The following is a 15,136-nucleotide window of genomic DNA, read 5'->3' as shown; positions in this document are numbered from 1 at the left end:
TCACCAGATTTTCGTCGCGCCGCTCGCATGCAGCGCCGCGATATAACCGAACACGAACGACGCGCCGATACTGCTTCCGGCACCCGGGTAGCAACGACCGACGACGGATGCCGTGCAGTTGCCGGTGGCGTACAGGCCCGGGATTCGCGACCCGTCCTCCTTGAGCACGCGCGCGTATTCGTCGGTCACGAGTCCGCCCGCGGTGCCTACGTCGCCGGGATACATGCGCACGGCGTAAAACGGCCCTTCCTCAATCGGCCCGAGATTCGGGTTCGGCTTGATGGTCGGATCGCCGTGACAGCGATCGAATGCGCGCGAACCGCGGCCGTAGTCTTCATCGACACCCGTCTTGCAGAATCCGTTGAAGCGCTTCACCGTTCCGAGCAGCCCCGCGCGGTCGATATCGCATTTCACCGCCAGTTCCTCCAGCGTGTCGGCCTTGATCATGTAGCCGCTGTCGAGCCATTTCTGCGGAATCTGCCCGGGCATCGCCGTGCCCCACGGGTAGTACTTGCGCTGCCGGCTGTCCATCACGACCCAGGCGGGCACGGCCTTGCCCGTCTCCTTGTGACGCTGGTACATGCGCTGGCCGATTTCCATGTACGCGCCCGCTTCATCGCAGAAGCGTTCGCCATCCTGATCGACCATGATCGAAAATGGCAGCGAGAGATCGAGGTGATGCATGAAGGGCAGCGGCGAACCGTCCGGCGCGCGCGCCCCTTCCGGCAATTCTTCATTGGGGCCGAGCGACGTCACGACCCACCACGCTTCCTCCATGCAGTCCACCGCGCCGCCGAGCGCGATGGCGGCTTGCAGGATTTCACCGGTATCGCCGGGATTGGCGTTTGTCCAATCCGCCGATGACGGTTGCGGCTGGTACTGGCGGCGCATTTCGGCGTTGCGCGAAAAGCCGCCGGTATTGAGCAGTACGCCTTCACGAGCCTGGATGCGCAATTCGCGACCATTGCGAACCGCGACGATGCCCGTCACATGCCCATCCTCGACAATGAGTTCACGCACCGGTGTCTCGGTCCAGATCGGCACATTCGCGCGCAGCGCCATCTGCAACATGCGGCCCTGAATCGCGGCGCCGTTGGAGACCAGCTCCTTGCCCGTGATCTTCTGATAGAGCATGCGGCCGCCGAGCTGCATCGCCTTGCGCTTGCCGCCCCACGTCCGCTTCATCAGAAAGAGTTGCGGATACTCGTCCGAATTGGCCGGCATCGAGGGGCCCTTATAGCGCGACAGGCGCGGCGCCCATTCGCCCAGTTCCTTCACATCGAACAGCTTTGCCAGCAGCGAACGGCCACGCGGCTCGCCGCCGGGCAACGTGTCGTAGTAGTCGGACCACCCATCGGCGTACACGAACTCCATGCCTTGCTGCTCGAGAAACTCGGCCATCTTCGGGCCGGTGCGCAAATACGCCTCACGCCGCGCCTCCGATGTGCCCGGCCCTTGATACGTCACCGCGGCGTCGAAGTACTGGCGTGCGCGCTCATACGAATCGCTGACGCCGTGGCGCTTCATCACATGGTTGTTCGGCAGCCACCACACTCCGCCCGAATAACCGGTCGAGCCGCCCACCTTCGGCTGCTTTTCGACGATGAGCGCTTCCTTGCCTGCGGACTTGCATGCGAGCGCCGCGCACATTGACCCGCCACCGCTTCCGACCACCACGAAATCGTAGGTTGCGTCCCAGGTTCCCGACATCACTCCTCCTGCGCGATGAATTCGCGGAGCGCGCGATGGAAGTTGGACACCGACGTTTCCTGCAGCGGATTCGTGCGCGAACCCTTGAACCCGCGCGACTTCATGCCCTGCTGCACGTTCGTCATGTTCTGGAAGTCCTGCCAGAGAATCAGGCCGAAATTCTCCTGTGCGTTCTCTTTCCAGTCGTCCACGCCGTAATAGAACTCGCGTTTCAGCGGCGGCTCCGCACCCGGCGCATAGCGCTGAAGCGACCAGATGTCGTAAATGCACGAGTCGGGGTTGTCGCCGTCCGGGCGCGCGCGATAGAACAGCGCACCGTCCGGGTACGGAAGAAACACGAGGTTCGGAAACACGTGCCAGTCCGCTCCCGCGCGGCCGAGCTGCTCGAACGTGATCTCGGGCCAACCGGCCCCTTCGGCGATGGCCGCTTCACGCTGGAACTCCATCGCCTTCGCCAGCACTTCGAACTGGTCGCCTGACGGCGACATTTCATGCATCAACCGCTTGGCCGCTTCATAGTCGCGAGCGGTGTTGATCGCCTTGAGCGTTTCTTCCATGACGCGGAAGAAGTTCACGAGGCCCTGGCGCACGTCCTCCGGCATCGGCTTGCCGGTACGCGACGAGGGCGCACCGATGATGCGCGTGGCCGACGAGTAGCCAAACATGCCGTGGCGGCCATACGCGAAGCTGCGCGTTACGTCGTCGCCGGCCACGTCGAGCAACTGGGGATGCGTTGCCGCCACGTGATAACCCTCGTTGAACGCTTCCAGGGCGACCTTCCAGTTGCACGGCAGGCGAATCGACTTGTACCAGCGGTAACGCATCTTCTCGAACTCGAAACAGTTCGTGATTTCCGGCACCGGATCGAGAAATTTGGCGAGCGGCTCGGCGTTCGGATCCATGTTGATGAACACGAAACCGCCCCATGTGTCCACCAGGACATCGGTGAGACGGAGATCGCTATCGCCCATCTCCGGACAGCCTTCCCAGTCTTGCCGGTCGAGCACGCGCGCCACGCTGCCATCCAGATTCCACTGCCAGCCGTGATACGCGCAATGGAATTTTGCGGCCTTGCCGCAACCATTGGTCAACCGGCGGCCGCGATGCTGGCAGACGTTGAAATAGGCCTTGATTTGTTCGGCCGACGTGCGCACGACGACGATCGACTCGCCCGCCACATCGAAGGTCACGTAATCGCCGATACCGGGAATCTCTTCCAGCCGGCAAGCAACCTGCCACACGCGCGGCCACAGGCGCTCGTTCTCCCGCTCGAGAAACTGCTTCGACAGGTAACTGTCCTTCGGGACAAAATCGAGCCTGACCGTGTATTCGCCCGAATCGGCACCTCTGTTACCCATTGATATCTCCTTGGTGATGTGGCCGGCGTAGGCGCCGGTTCCCGCTTTTTATCTGGCGGCCGCTCGACTCTCACTCTGACCGGCAACCAATATGCAACCATCTGTTCAATTTAATTGAACGGCGTTCAGATGCTAGGCTTACGCTTGGATTGCTGTCAATCCGGGCGACTATCAATCGAGTCCCGCAGTCAGCGCCGGTACCGCTTCGAAAAGATCCGCGGCGAGACCGTAGTCGGCCACCTGAAAAATCGGTGCCTCGCTGTCCTTGTTGATCGCAACGATGACTTTCGAGTCCTTCATGCCCGCAAGGTGCTGAATGGCGCCCGAGATGCCGACGGCGATATACAACTGCGGCGCGACGATCTTGCCGGTCTGGCCCACCTGATAGTCGTTCGGCACGAAGCCGGCGTCGACCGCCGCGCGCGACGCGCCGACGGCCGCGCCGAGTTTGTCCGCGAGTGCGTCGAGCAGCTTGAAGTTGTCGCCGTTCTGCATCCCGCGGCCGCCCGAAACGACGATATTGGCGGCGGAAAGCTCCGGACGACTCGATTTCGTCAATTCCTGTCCGACAAATCGTGTCCTGTCGGAGGCCGGAGCCGCTGCAACCGCGCGCGTGGGCGCGGCGCTCGATCCCGTGACCGCCGCATCGAACGCGGTCGGGCGAATCGTTATGACCTTGATCGCATCGCACGATTGCACCGTGGCGAGCGCATTGCCCGCGTAGATCGGACGCACGAAGATATCGGGCGCCTTGAAGGCGACGACATCGGAAATCTGCGCGCTGTCGAGCAACGCCGCGACGCGGGGCATGAAATTCTTGCCCACTGCCGTCGATGCGGCGATCACATGCGTATATCCGCTGGCCAGCGAGACAACGAGCGATGCGAGATTTTCCGGCAACCCGTGCGCGTATGCCGGCGAGTCCGCCACCAGCACCTCGGCGACACCGGCAACGTTCGCCGCCTGCTCCACCACTGCCGGAGCACCATGGGCAGCCACCAGCACATGAATGTCTCCGCCCACCGCGCCCGCCGCCGAAATGGCGTTGAGCGTGGCACGCTTGAGAGTTGCGTTGTCGTGTTCCGCAATAACGAGAATAGTCATGATCAGATCACCTTCGCTTCATTCCGAAGCTTGTCAATCAGCGCCGCGACATCCGGAACCATTACGCCGCCCTTGCGCGCCGGCGGCTCGGTCACCTCGAGAACCTTCAAACGCGGTGCGACATCAACGTTCAGCGCTTCGGGGCTCAGCGTCTCCAGCGGCTTCTTCTTTGCCTTCATGATGTTGGGCAACGTCACATAGCGCGGACTATTCAGGCGCAGATCGGTTGTGACGACCGCCGGCAGATCGAGCGCAACGCGTTCCAGGCCGCCGTCGATCTCGCGCGTGACGAGCAACTGCTGGCCGTCGACTTCCGTCTTGAACGCGAATGTCGCCTGCGGCCAATCGAGCAATGCGGCGAGCTTTTGGCCGGTCTGGCCGGCATCGTTGTCGATGGCCTGCTTGCCGAGCAGCACCAACTGCGGGTTTTCCCGCGCGGCCACGGCGCACAGCAGTTTTGCGACCGCGAGCGGCTGCAACTCGGCTTCGCTTTCGACGAGCACCGCGCGATCCGCCCCCATGGCCAGCGCCGTGCGCAGCACGTCTTGCGATTGCGCGGTTCCCGCCGATACCACGACGACCTCACTCGCGATACCCGCTTCCTTGAGGCGCACCGCCTCCTCCACCGCGATCTCGTCGAACGGGTTCATGGCCATCTTCACGTTGGCCAGGTCGACACCCGAACCGTCGGCCTTCACCCGCGGTTTGACGTTGTAGTCGATCACGCGCTTTACCGCGACCAGTATCTTCAATTTGACGCTCCGAACGCTTTGATGAACAATGTTCGATATTCTGAACTCATCTTTTTACGGCTGTCAACGAGAAGAATGAACAACGCGTGTTGCGACAGTAAATATGGCAGCCTCGTTCACCACCATGGAGACGACGAATGAAGCTCTATCGATGCGAACGGTTTGAAGGAATTTCAGGTCTGGCGTTACGCGAGGAACCGGATCCGTCGCCACCAGGCGTTCACGAGGTCCTGGTGCAGGTCAATGCAAGTTCGCTGAATTTTCGCGAGCTGTTGCTGATGAACGGTGCGTTTCGCGACTGGATGGCACCCAACTTCATTCCCGTCTCGGACGGCGCGGGCGTCGTGCTCGCGGTAGGCCCCAGCGTTCGGCGCTTCAAGCCCGGTGACCGGGTCATGGCGAACTTCGCGGAAAACTGGCACGGCGGCGCGCGCCCGCAACACGCTGACGTTCTCGGCCGCGGCGCGATCGTCGAAGGCATGCTGCGCGACAAGGTCGTATTGAGCGAGGAAGAATGGGTCGGCGTTCCGGCTCATCTCTCCGACGAAGAGGCAGCAACACTGCCCTGTGCTGCCGTCACCGCCTGGAATGCGTTATGCCAGCACGCACCGCTTCTGCCGGGTCAAACCGTCCTCGTGCAAGGAACGGGTGGCGTATCGATTTTCGCGTTGCAGCTTGCGCGCCTGTTCGGCGCGCGGGTCATTGCCACATCGTCGAGCGACGCGAAGCTCGAACGCCTCGCAGAACTGGGCGCCGACGCCACGATCAACTACCGCGAAGTGCCGCAATGGGACGCTGCCGTGCTGCAACTCACCGATGGACTGGGCGTCGATCTCGTCGTCGAGGTCGGAGGCGCGCAAACGTTCGGCAAGTCCGTCGCCGCCACGCGGGATGGCGGCCGGATCAGTGTCGTGGGACTGCTGACGGGCGCCCCTTCTCCAGGCGACGGGTTCTTCACGCGCGGGCTGTCGATCGCGCCGATTCGCGTTGGCTCCCGGCAGGATTTCGAAGCGATGAATCGCGCGATCGACCTGCACAAGCTTCGGCCGGTCATCGACTCGATCCATGATTTCGCGCAGGTGCCGGATGCGCTGCGGCACCTCGAAAGCCAGCGGCATTTCGGCAAGATCGTCATTCGCCACCCGCAGGCAGCCACCGCATGATCGATAGGAGTCGGACCATGAAACTGTTTTCACTGGAAGGCCAAATCGCACTCGTCACGGGCGCGTCGCGCGGTCTTGGCTTCGCCATGGCAGGCGCGCTGGCGTCGGCGGGTGCAACCGTCATTCTGTGTGCGCGATCCCGCGCAAGCCTCGAAACCGCCGCCGAATCCATTCGTGGAAGCGGAGGAAGCGTCGATATCGAACCGTTCGATCTCACCGATCAGGACGCGATCAGAAACGGCGTGCGTAACGTTCTCGCGCGTCACGGACGCATCGACATCCTGCTCAACAATGCCGGCATGTGCGAGTGGAGCGATTTTCTGCAGTCGAGCGTCGAGATGTGGCAAAGGACCATGGATACGAACGTCACGGCAGCGTACCTTCTCGCGCAGGAAGTCGCACGCCCCATGATCGAGCATGGGCACGGACGCATCATCAACGTGGGCTCTTATGTTTCGGTGCTCGGCCGCGAGAAACTTCAAGCGTACGTGGCCAGCAAGCACGCGGTCGCCGGGCTCACGAAATCGCTCGGCGCGGAACTCGGCCGGCACGGCATTCGCTGCAATGGCATTTGCCCCGGCTATTTCCTCACCGATATGGCCGAGCCCGTCGCGTCGAATCCGCAGATGAAGGAGATCGTGCGCTCGCATATTTCGGTCGGACGCTGGGGAAACCCCGAGGAACTGGGAGGTGTAGCCGTGTTTCTCGCCTCCGAGGCGAGCTCCTACATGAACGGCCAGATGCTGATGGTCGACGGCGGCGTCTCCGAGATCTTGAGTTTTTCCATGTCCGTCGTGTAGATTCGGCCTCCTTCGCGCGCGGGCTACGCCTGACTTCCAAACCAATCGGCCCGCCATCGTCACGGATGGCGGGCCGATTCATTCGCGCGGAACGTGGCGCCGCGCAAGGCGGCACACGCTACACGATCACGACCGCAGGGTCGCCTCGCCGCTGCAGGCTTCGGCGTTTGCCGAATCGGCGGACGCGTTCTTCGCCCCTGCCTTGCGCGAAATCCCTTGCAGAAGGAAATGTGACAGTGTCGGAATGAGGATCAGCGCACCGATCATGTTCCACAGGAACATGAACGTGAGCAGAATGCCCATATCGGCCTGGAACTTGATCGGCGAGAACGTCCATGTCACCACACCCGCCGCCAGCGTCACGCCAACCAACGCCACGACCTTGCCGGTGAACTGCACGGCATGGCGGTAGGCCACGCGCAGCGGCTGTCCGGTGCGCTGATACGCGAGCTGCACGCTCAGCAAATACAGCGCATAGTCGACCCCGATCCCCACGCCCAGCGCGATCACGGGCAGCGTCGCGACCTTCACGCCGATACCGAGCTTGACCATCAGCGCTTCGCACAGCACCGACGTGATGCCCAGCGGCACGACAGCCACCACCACCGCGCGCCAGCTGCGGAATGTGATGAAGCACAGCAGGATCACCGCCGCGTACACCATGAAGAGCATCGTGCGGTTCGCTTCCGCGACCACCACGTTCGTCACCGCGTCGATACCCGCTGAGCCGGCCACCATCAGGAACTGGTGGTCTGCATCGCTGTGCGTCTTCGCGAACTCCTCCGCCACGCTCATCACGCGGGAAAGCGTTGCCGCCTTGTGGTCCGTCAGATACGCGATTACCGGCGCGGTACCGCATGTCTGGCTGATCAGGTCCGGATGATCCAACAGAATCTGCCAGACCGTCTTGTTGATGATCGAGGGCACGCGGTCGATCGTGTACCACTTCGGATAGCCCTCGTAAAAGCCCGATGTCATCCAGCGCGCGAGGCCGCCGACCGACGTCGTCGTCTGCACACCCGGCACGCCGCGCAGTGTGGTTTCGAGTCGGTCCGCTTCCAGTGCGAGCGGGAAATTATTCGCGTCGCAGGTGCCGTGCGACGATTTGCCGATCACCACGAACAGATCGCTCGACAACCCGAAATGCGCATTCGTATAGGCATTATCGCGGTTGTAGCGTGAATTGGGCCTGAGTTCCGGCGCGCCGGAATCGAGGTCGCCGATCTGCAAATGCTGGCTGATCGACCAGCCCACCGCCGTAAGCAGAGCCGCGCACACGATCGCGCCCACGGCCCAGCGCCGCTCCGTGAAGCGGTCCAGCAGATTCCACAGCGCGCCGGCCGAGGAAGCTCCGGAGGCATCGCTCTGCTCGCCGCGCACGCTGCGCCGCGCGGCGGACGGGCTCACTCCGATGTACGAGAGCAGCACCGGCAGCAGCAGCAGGTTCGTGAAGACGAGCACGCCCACGCCCACGCTCGCCGTAAACGCCAGGTCCTTGATCACTGGAATGTCGATGACCATCAGCACGGCGAAGCCGACCACATCCGCGAGCAATGCCGTGAGACCGGCGAGGAAAAGCCGCCGGAACGTGTAGCGCGCCGCCACGTAGCGGTGCGTGCCTCGCCCGATGTCCTGCGTGATCCCGTTCATCTTCTGCGCGCCATGCGAGACGCCGATGGCGAACACGAGAAACGGGACCAGCACCGAATACGGATCGAGCACGTAGCCGAGCGTGCGGATGATGCCGAGCTGCCAGACCACCGCAATGAGCGAGCAAGCCACCACCAGCAGCGTGCTGCGATAGCAACGCGTGTAGAGAAAGATCACCCCGAGCGCGATCGCCGCGGCAACACCGAAGTACATCGCGACCTGCTTCAGGCCCTCGATGAGATCGCCGATCAGCCGGGCGAAGCCCACCACGTGCACCTTCACTTCTCCATGGCCTTCGGTCTTGATCACTTCGTCGATCTGATGCGAGAGCTTCGCATAGTCGAGCGACTTTCCGGTGTCGGCGTAATGGTCGAGCAGCGGCAGCTGGATCATGCTCGAATGCAGGTCGTTGGAGACGAGGCTGCCGACGATGTTTGCGCGCGCAACGTTCGTGCGGAGCTGAGCAATTGACTGCGCCGAACCGTCGAAACCGTCCGGCATGACCGCGCCGCCCGCGAAACCCTTCTCGGTGACCACGTTCCAGCGCACGATCGGCATCCACAGCGATTTCACGCCGGGTCGATCGACGCCCGGAATCAGGAACAGTGCGTCATTGATGCGGCGCAACGCCGCCAGGTACTTGGGATCGTAGATGTCGCCCGAAGGATTCTCGACGACGATACGCAGCGAGTTGCCGAGCCCCTTCAGGTCGGCCTTGTTCGCGAGATAGTTCTTGATATACGGATGCGAGAGCGGAATCATCTTCTCGAAGCTCGCATTCACGTCGAGCCGCATCGCCTGAAACCCGAGCACCGCGGTGATGATCGCGCAGATGACGATGAGCCAGGGACGCCGGTTGAAAATCAGGCGCTCGAGCGCATTGCCCGAGCGCAAATCGAACTGGGCAAGATCCGTCACAACAGGCATCTTGTCGAATTGGGCATTATTGCCGCCAGCCATGTCTGCTCTCCGTTATTTCGACTTCGCCAATCCGATTCGCGACAAGCCGGCTGCGCCGGCCAGCACCGCCGTGTCGTCGCGCAGCGACATCGCAAAGATACCGCCCGGCTGGCGCACGGCCAGTGCGTGAAACGTTGCGCCTTGATCGCTGCTTTCGAGCAGCTCGCCGGCCTCCGTGGCGAGCAGCACATGACCATTCGGGCGTTCTGCCGAAGCGAGAATGCTTGCGCTCGTCGGCAACGTGATCTTGGTCCAGGTGGCGCCGCCATCGGTGGAACGGTAGGCATTGCCGAGCAACCCGTACGCGATCATTGCGTTGCCAGCCGAAGCGAGTCCGAAGAGGCTGCCCTTCGACGGCGACGAGACCGCGACGAAGCGCTTCCTGTCGGGATCGAGTTTCAGGAGAAGGCCCTGCTCACCCACGATATAGAGCGTCCCGCCAATTCGGCGCATCGCATGCAGGTTCAGGGCTTCCGGATTGTCGACGCGGTCGAACCATGGAACCCAGCTGCGGCCGCCATCCTCGGTATGGAAAATGATGTTGAATGACCCGACGACCCAGCCCGAGTGCTCGTCGTCGAACCACACATCGAGGAACGGACGTCCGCCCCCATCGGCCACGAAGCGCTGAGCCTCCTCTCGCGACGCCTTGAGTGCGGCCGAATCGCCTTGCTGCTGCGCGTAATAGTCGGTCATCAGCTTCGCGGCCTGTTCGCCATCGAGCTGACGCACCCAGGTGCTGCCACCATCGGCCGTATGGAGCACTTCGCCGTCGTGGCCGACGGCCCAGCCCTGCGTTGCGGACTTGAAGGTCACCGCAACGAGATCCGAGCTCACCGGCACACTCGCCTGGCGCCAGTTCGCAGCATCATCGTCCGAGAAGAGGATGACACCGCGCGGCCCCACTGCAACAAGTCGTTGCCCGGCCCGGGCAACGGCAATCATGGGTTCGTGCGCGGCGCGCGGATTGACGACTGCCGGCGAGTGCATCGGGTCGGCGAACCCGGCGTAAACCGTACTGCTCGCGAGGCTTGCTGCCGCCGCCAACGCGAGACAACGAAACATGGTATGGCGCATTACGTCTCCTTCACAGTTACTGCCGACCAACTACACGAACAGTCCTGGACTTTATGTTTTTTTCACGCCGTGCCGGGTCGAGCCGGCGCGGCATACTCGGTGCGCTTACGGCATTACGCCAACTATCGAATACCGGTCGACCACATGTGCTTCGGCGCAATGCGGCCCGCACCCGCGGCCGAAGCATCCTGCCTGGCAAGACAGGCAGGATGCCGCCGGTTGTTTCAACCTGACATCGGCGGACAACTAGCGCACGCCGGAAGACTGCAAGCGCTCCGGGGTGAAGTACCCGGACGGGAAGCTCACATTGAACATGATCCCCGACGTCTCCGCAGGGTGGCTGCCGAAGATGTAGACACCGCTGTTGAAGTCGTAAAACCAGTTTCCGAGCGAGTACGGAATCTTGTAGTCGTAGGCGGGGACCGTCGTCTCGAATCCGCCGCGATACAGCTTGCCCGACTGGTCGTACGCGTCCATCATCCCGCCGCCACCGTCTTCGTCGAAATAAAGCGTCTTACGGCTATACACATGGCGCGCGCCTGCCTTCAGTTTCATGTCAACAACCCATACGCGGTGAAGTTCCCAGCGCACGTGATCCGGGTTGATGAAGTGCGGCGTGAGGATCTTGCTCGCCGGCGTTTCATATTGCTGCTTGTAGTCGTTGTACGGGATGTACATCTCCTTCTTGCCCACAAGCTTGGCGTCCCAACGATCGATGCGCCCATAGAACAGCTGGATATCATCCATCGTGATTGCCCCCGAATAACCGGGGTTCGGCGTATCGTATGCAAGATCCGGCGCCACCCGCACCCGGCGCTGCCCCGGATTGTATTCCCACGACTGCTGATCGTGATCCGCCGTATCCATGAAGTACCAGAACAGCGTCGTATCCCCGATCAATCGGGCCGGCGCCGCGTAGTCGTTGGCCACGTAATACCAGTTTGCGAGGCCGCCCTTCTTCCGGAATTCCTCCTCCTTCTTGGTATCGAAGTACGGGTAATACAGGGAACTCTTGAATTGCGCGGCAAGGATCGGCGTGCCGCGCGAGTCCACCAGCCATGTCTTCACGTTGTTGCGTTGCGCCGTACCGACGTATCGCAACTCCCAGTCCCACAACGCTTCCTGCCCGTTCTTCGGCACCGGAAAGGGCTTCCCGCCGAACGCCCCGGTCAGATAAAGGCCGTTCTTCTCGAGCTTCGCGGTTTGAGCGTTCTTGGTGGAGTTCTCGAGATACCAGTCGGGATAGGAAGCGCTGCGGTGTGTCGGGTAAACGTCCATCCGGTAGGTCGGATAGCGCTTGAATAATTCAAGTGAAGACGCACTCAACTTATCCGCGTATTGCTCGTAGTTTTGCGCGGTGATCTGCAGAACGGGCTTTTCACCGGAAAACGGATCGACCCACTTCCCCGAGTCCGGCTTGAAACCCGGCGGAGCTTGTGTGACTCCGCCGGTGTAGGCGGGAATTGACCCGTCCTTGTTTCCGGCCACCTCGGCACCAAAAGGCGTAACTTTGCTATCGGCGCCGAGCGTATATGGCGAAGCCCAGATTGCCGCAAGTACTGCAAGCACTTTAAGAAGCTTTGGGAATCTCTTCACAGCTGCCTCCATCTTTATCAAAACGTTGTCTGATACGTGATACCGAGCCAGGATTTGTCGCTGTAGGGCGCACCGAGCGCCGTCGCGGCACCTGCGCTCGAGTAGCCCCTCTTGTTCATGTAATACGTGTAGGTGATATCGATCTCGTGCTTGTTGTAGATGTTGAAATCGAGCCCGACCACGAACGTGTTCTGGCCTTGGGATTCCGCCGCAGGGCCGATAACCGGCGAATAGCCTTTCAGGTTGAGGTTGACGAAGAGCGGCATCGTCAGATCGACGCCCGGGAAAACTTGATACCACTGTGGCGTTGCACCGATGCCGAAGCCCGCCCAGAACCGCGTAGAGCAGTTGTTATACGGATTGTTGCCGCTCGCCGAACATTGGCCGGTCGTGTCGTAGCTCGAGTTGGCGACATTCCCTGGATGGGATTGCACGCTCAACAACCGGTTGAACGCGAATTCCGCCTGCAGGAACAGGTTGTCCCACAAGAAGGTCTTGCCCAGCGACTGCGTCACGTTCAGCAGCCCGTGCAGCGTGCGGCCGGTCGGTGCGTCGTTGACCGTCGTCGCGTTGACGGCGTTGAGGGGCATGTTCCAGCGGTAGGACAGTTCGCCGGCTACTGCGGCGCTGCCGACAGCGCCGTTGAAGCCCGCGCCGATCAGGTTGACGTTATTGCCGTACTTCGCCGTCACGCCGGGCAGATTGACCCCGGGAAAGAGCGCCGGCCCCGCGCCGGGCACCTGCACCGCCGCCCATGGCATCTTCATCGCGAAGTGACGGTACGTGAACTCAAAGGTCGTTGCGAGCGAGTCGACCCGCCACTTGCCGTCGAGGCCAAAATCGCCGATCTGGCCTTTGGTGGCCGCCACGCGCGGGATCGCCAACGTACCCAGGCCGGGAATCGTCGCATAGCTGGCCACCGGAGGACCGTACAGGATCGCGTCCGCGCCGCCGAAATACGTGCCGCCTTCAGGCACTCTGTCGTGGTTCCACTCGAAGGTGTACTGCGCGCCGAGGCTGATCGTATCGGTAATGTTCGCCGTCACGTCGGCCTGCGCCGTCGGCAGGACGATTTCCTTGAGCGATGCGCTCGGGCTCTGCGTCAACTTCATCAGGTCGAGCGGCTGCTGCCCGATCGCGACAGAGTTGGCACCACCGAGCGTGGCAAACGCGGACTGCCCCCAGGTGACCGCCGTCCGGCCAAGCTTGACGTTCACGGAGTGACCGCCGAGATCGAACGTGTTGAACACGAACGCATCACGCAGCTCCGCGCTCGGCCCCCCGTAATACTTTTTGATATAGCCCGTATATTGATTGTTGGGATAGTTCGGCGCAAACGCAGGATTGCTCGAATTGTGATTCTTGAACGTCGGGTCGTACCACGCGTCCATGCTCACGCGAAAGCCGGCCGTCTCCTTGTACTTGAAATCGAATTCGCTGTAGAGGTTCAGCATCGACTGAATCGTGCTGAACTTCGGCGTCGACAGGTCGCCTTCGTCGTAGGTCGGACTGTTCGTGTAGAAGTGGCTCGGGTTCTGCAGCCGGATGTCATAGTCGGCGCGCACCGTATTGTCCCAGTTCATTTCGATGTCCGGATTCGGCACATCGAAGCGGAAGGCGTTGGCGTTTGAACTCCACAACCCGCACGCCGCGGCGATGCAGGTCGCGTGTACGCCAAGGCTGATCGCACTTGGCTTCAGACTCGTCATTTTCATGTGTCTCCTCTTGTCTTTGTCGACGTGCCGCAGAAGCGGCTCTCGCCGTAGGGCCGCCACAGACATCTGGCAATGAAACGAAGCCGGCTTGCCTACCTCGTCAGCATCGCGTCCTGAACACCTTTCACGCCATCACCACAATACGAATGCTGTTCGCAAAGATAAACACTCGAAACACGACTGTCAACGCTCGCTCACCCCTAGGCGATACTTTTTTTGAACGTCGTTCACATGTTTGGGTAAACGCGGACGCGTAATCTGGATGGACGTCAAACGGCGTTGCACAAGCGGTACGCACGAGCGTCTACGGTGTGCGCGATGCGCTGCTCTGCGAATCTCTCCGAAGCACGCATCTGCGAGCGGCACGCATCGAATGAGCACCGGCAATACGGACGTTGGGCGATCTCCGCTCCCTTCGCCAGTCCGCGGCGCACGTCGATATACGTTCCGCACAATAGGAAGATTTCGCCCTGGCACGGTAGCGTTCCGCGTGATGGATGCAACGGCGCCTCGGCACCGAACCCGAGAGCAACCGGACTACGCACGGCGAAGAACGACATGCACACATGATCGGAACGATTTCCTCAGCAGTCCTTTCATATTCAAACGCCACGTACTCTGGCGGCGCGACCCGCTATCCCGTTTCCGTACGGAAGCGCATCTCCGGTTTTCGCGGAGCAGGCGGGAACACACGCCAGACTCCGTCGGCGTGCCGAAAGAAGAAAATGGAAAGGGATGTCGGAGAGGTGGATCTCCGCGCGAGCACACACCTGATGCGCGAATTGGCGAAGGTCAATCGGGTGATGTGCACCGGGGCGCTCGCGGAAGGCGCAAGCCACTTCTCGATCAGCGAACGCAAAGAACTTTCCTGAAGCTTCATGCCCTGCTCCTTCAACGGCCCAGTGCGCGCCTCGAGCAATCACATCACCCACGCAATAGGGAAACCTTGAGCGCGTGGCTCCGACACTTGCGCTTCGCATGCGCCAGCCTCGAACCCGGCTGGCTGGTGATCCGATACCACATGTTGAAAATGTGTCGGTTGACTAAATATTAGTAGTCGATCGACCCATTATCAAGACTGCCCGTACTAGGGAGAAATGCTGATATGGACAAGATCTCGCCCCGTTTTGGTAGCATACGCTGCGCGCGGGTGCGGGTTTGTCTCGCATTAATTGGTCGACTGACGTATTATTTATTCGTCACCTGACCAGCATCATCCGATCAATGCCGGCGCTGCTCCGGAGTCGACCG

11 protein-coding genes are annotated in these 15,136 nt (G+C 61.5%); 3 read left to right on the top strand and 8 right to left on the bottom strand.

What is annotated here, in order from left to right; all coding sequences use genetic code 11:
• The 4 genes from KR541_RS30820 to KR541_RS30805 all read right to left on the bottom strand — a co-directional run bounded on the left by KR541_RS30820 (window position 1) and on the right by KR541_RS30805 (window position 4,924).
• On the bottom strand, window positions 1-1,710 hold the full coding sequence (locus tag KR541_RS30820; protein ID WP_012337338.1) for an FAD-binding protein: 1,710 nt from the start codon (window positions 1,708-1,710) through the stop codon (window positions 1-3).
• A complete protein-coding gene (locus KR541_RS30815; protein WP_216090033.1) occupies window positions 1,710-3,068 on the bottom strand; it encodes an aromatic ring-hydroxylating oxygenase subunit alpha in 1,359 nt (452 codons plus the stop codon). Before KR541_RS30815 ends, KR541_RS30820 begins: the two co-directional genes overlap by 1 nt.
• A 171-nt stretch (window positions 3,069-3,239) precedes the next feature.
• Window positions 3,240-4,172, bottom strand: coding sequence for an electron transfer flavoprotein subunit alpha/FixB family protein (locus KR541_RS30810; protein ID WP_012337336.1), 933 nt, complete (start codon window positions 4,170-4,172; stop codon window positions 3,240-3,242).
• 2 nt (window positions 4,173-4,174) lie between these two features.
• Window positions 4,175-4,924, bottom strand: a complete 750-nt coding sequence (locus KR541_RS30805) for an electron transfer flavoprotein subunit beta/FixA family protein (protein ID WP_012337335.1) — start codon at window positions 4,922-4,924, stop codon at window positions 4,175-4,177.
• A gap of 137 nt (window positions 4,925-5,061) precedes the next feature.
• On the opposite strand from KR541_RS30805, the gene KR541_RS30800 reads away from it, so the two are divergent.
• Together KR541_RS30800 and KR541_RS30795 are read left to right on the top strand one after the other, a co-directional pair.
• Window positions 5,062-6,087, top strand: coding sequence for a zinc-dependent alcohol dehydrogenase family protein (locus tag KR541_RS30800; RefSeq protein WP_012337334.1), 1,026 nt, complete (start codon window positions 5,062-5,064; stop codon window positions 6,085-6,087).
• A 17-nt stretch (window positions 6,088-6,104) separates the two neighbouring features.
• Window positions 6,105-6,887 (top strand): SDR family oxidoreductase, encoded by a 783-nt coding sequence (locus tag KR541_RS30795; protein WP_012337333.1) that lies wholly within the window; start codon window positions 6,105-6,107, stop codon window positions 6,885-6,887.
• 126 nt (window positions 6,888-7,013) lie between these two features.
• Here the strand turns inward: KR541_RS30795 and KR541_RS30790 are convergent, their stop codons facing one another.
• The 4 genes from KR541_RS30790 to KR541_RS30775 all read right to left on the bottom strand — a co-directional run bounded on the left by KR541_RS30790 (window position 7,014) and on the right by KR541_RS30775 (window position 13,879).
• A complete protein-coding gene (locus KR541_RS30790) occupies window positions 7,014-9,497 on the bottom strand; it encodes an efflux RND transporter permease subunit (protein WP_050016534.1) in 2,484 nt (827 codons plus the stop codon).
• A 12-nt stretch (window positions 9,498-9,509) separates the two neighbouring features.
• The gene (locus KR541_RS30785) at window positions 9,510-10,574 is read right to left on the bottom strand and encodes a WD40/YVTN/BNR-like repeat-containing protein (RefSeq protein WP_012337331.1); all 1,065 of its coding nucleotides are present in this window, start codon (window positions 10,572-10,574) and stop codon (window positions 9,510-9,512) included.
• 246 nt (window positions 10,575-10,820) lie between these two features.
• Window positions 10,821-12,182 carry a DUF1329 domain-containing protein gene (locus KR541_RS30780; RefSeq protein ID WP_012337330.1) on the bottom strand — a complete coding sequence of 454 codons (1,362 nt, stop codon included), beginning with the start codon at window positions 12,180-12,182 and terminating at the stop codon, window positions 10,821-10,823.
• A 5-nt stretch (window positions 12,183-12,187) separates the two neighbouring features.
• On the bottom strand, window positions 12,188-13,879 hold the full coding sequence (locus KR541_RS30775) for a DUF1302 domain-containing protein (RefSeq protein WP_226248655.1): 1,692 nt from the start codon (window positions 13,877-13,879) through the stop codon (window positions 12,188-12,190).
• A 572-nt stretch (window positions 13,880-14,451) separates the two neighbouring features.
• On the opposite strand from KR541_RS30775, the gene KR541_RS30770 reads away from it, so the two are divergent.
• A complete protein-coding gene (locus tag KR541_RS30770) occupies window positions 14,452-14,757 on the top strand; it encodes a hypothetical protein (RefSeq protein ID WP_160300527.1) in 306 nt (101 codons plus the stop codon).
• Window positions 14,758-15,136 lie beyond the last annotated feature (379 nt).

It is taken from the genome of Burkholderia sola (genome assembly GCF_905400185.1).
In the GTDB taxonomy this organism is placed as follows: domain Bacteria; phylum Pseudomonadota; class Gammaproteobacteria; order Burkholderiales; family Burkholderiaceae; genus Burkholderia; species Burkholderia sola.
This window is presented reverse-complemented; position numbering and strand designations above follow the sequence as displayed.

Bases quoted from the DNA above. Each gene is read 5' to 3' on its own strand.
- KR541_RS30820 (WP_012337338.1), bottom strand. From the start codon at position 1,710: ATGTCGGGAACCTGGGACGCAACCTACGATTTCGTGGTGGTCGGAAGC.
- KR541_RS30815 (WP_216090033.1), bottom strand. From the start codon at position 3,068: ATGGGTAACAGAGGTGCCGATTCGGGCGAATACACGGTCAGGCTCGAT.
- KR541_RS30810 (WP_012337336.1), bottom strand. From the start codon at position 4,172: ATGACTATTCTCGTTATTGCGGAACACGACAACGCAACTCTCAAGCGT.
- KR541_RS30800 (WP_012337334.1), top strand. From the start codon at position 5,062: ATGAAGCTCTATCGATGCGAACGGTTTGAAGGAATTTCAGGTCTGGCG.
- KR541_RS30795 (WP_012337333.1), top strand. From the start codon at position 6,105: ATGAAACTGTTTTCACTGGAAGGCCAAATCGCACTCGTCACGGGCGCG.
- KR541_RS30790 (WP_050016534.1), bottom strand. From the start codon at position 9,497: ATGGCTGGCGGCAATAATGCCCAATTCGACAAGATGCCTGTTGTGACG.
- KR541_RS30785 (WP_012337331.1), bottom strand. From the start codon at position 10,574: ATGCGCCATACCATGTTTCGTTGTCTCGCGTTGGCGGCGGCAGCAAGC.
- KR541_RS30780 (WP_012337330.1), bottom strand. From the start codon at position 12,182: ATGGAGGCAGCTGTGAAGAGATTCCCAAAGCTTCTTAAAGTGCTTGCA.
- KR541_RS30775 (WP_226248655.1), bottom strand. From the start codon at position 13,879: ATGACGAGTCTGAAGCCAAGTGCGATCAGCCTTGGCGTACACGCGACC.
- KR541_RS30770 (WP_160300527.1), top strand. From the start codon at position 14,452: ATGATCGGAACGATTTCCTCAGCAGTCCTTTCATATTCAAACGCCACG.